This window comes from Noviherbaspirillum album, from assembly GCF_035916955.1.
GTDB lineage: Bacteria > Pseudomonadota > Gammaproteobacteria > Burkholderiales > Burkholderiaceae_D > Noviherbaspirillum > Noviherbaspirillum album.
On record NZ_JAWIIV010000112.1, the window covers coordinates 1 to 1,288 of the forward strand.

Here is a 1,288-nt window from a genome sequence, read left to right on the forward strand (position 1 = left end):
AGACCGCATGGCCGAAGCTGAGCATGCCGCCCTGTCCCAGCAGCATGTTGTAGGACAGGCCGAAGATCATGACGGTGCCGATCTGCGACAGGATGGAGAGCGAGGCACCCTTGTTGAAGATCAGCGGCGCCACGATCAGGATCACGGCGAACAGCCCCCAGATGATCCAGCGCGCCAGGTTCAGGGGCTTGTACGTCATGGTGTTTTTAATGGTGAGTGTATTGGTATTCATGTCAGCTCTCCCGTGTGCCCATCAGACCGCGCGGACGGAATATCAGGATCAGTACCAGCAGCAGGTAAGGCAGGATCGGCGCCACCTGCGAGATGGTGAGTTTCAGTACNGCTTGTACGTCATGGTGTTTTTAATGGTGAGTGTATTGGTATTCATGTCAGCTCTCCCGTGTGCCCATCAGACCGCGCGGACGGAATATCAGGATCAGTACCAGCAGCAGGTAAGGCAGGATCGGCGCCACCTGCGAGATGGTGAGTTTCAGTACCGGGAAGCCGAAGGTTTCCGGCGTGACGGTAGTGCCGATCAAGGCCAGCACGGTGGCGAACGAATAGTCCAGCGCCACCGCATAGGTCTGCAGCACGCCGATCAGCAGCGAGGCCAGCAGCGCGCCGACCAGCGATCCCATGCCGCCGACCACCACCACCACGAAGATGATGCTGCCGACGGTGGCTGCCATGCCGGGCTCGGTGACGAAGGCGTTGCCGCCGATCACGCCGGCCAGTCCGGCCAGCGCGCAGCCGCCGCCGAAGACCAGCATGAACACGCGCGGCACATTGTGACCCAGCGCCTCGACCATGTCGGGATGGGTGAGCGCGGCCTGGATGACGAGGCCGATGCGGGTCTTGGTGAGCACCAGGAAGATGGCCACCAGCATGAGGATGGCGACGAGCATCATGAAGCCGCGGTACATCGGGAAAGTGGTGGTGAACAGCGTGAACAGCGGTCCGTCGAGTTCGGCGGGAATCGGATAGGGCACCGCCGCCCTGCCCCAGATCAGCTGGACGAGCTCGACCAGCACATACGACAGGCCGAAGGTGAACAGCAGTTCGGGAATGTGTCCGTACTTGTGGACCGAACGCAGGCCGTAGCGCTCGACCATGGCGCCGATGACGCCGACGAGCAGCGGCGCGACGACCAGCGCCGGCCAGAAACCGATGGTGGTGCTCACCGCATAGGCGAAATAGGCACCGAGCATGTAGAAGCTGGCATGCGCGAAGTTGAGCACGCCCATCATGCTGAAGATCAGCGTCAGGCCGGAAGACAGCATGAACAGCA

1 protein-coding gene and 2 pseudogenes are annotated in these 1,288 nt (G+C 61.6%); all 3 read right to left on the minus strand.

The features are described from left to right. A pseudogene (locus RY831_RS32920) lies at nucleotides 1-232 on the minus strand (branched-chain amino acid ABC transporter permease); the annotation flags it as partial. A 1-nt stretch (nucleotide 233) separates the two neighbouring features. After that, nucleotides 234-341, minus strand: a pseudogene (locus RY831_RS32925) (branched-chain amino acid ABC transporter permease); the annotation flags it as partial. A gap of 48 nt (nucleotides 342-389) precedes the next feature. After that, nucleotides 390-1,286 (minus strand): branched-chain amino acid ABC transporter permease, encoded by an 897-nt coding sequence (locus RY831_RS32930; RefSeq protein WP_326510471.1) that lies wholly within the window; start codon nucleotides 1,284-1,286, stop codon nucleotides 390-392. Between the last annotated feature and the right edge of the window lie 2 nt (nucleotides 1,287-1,288).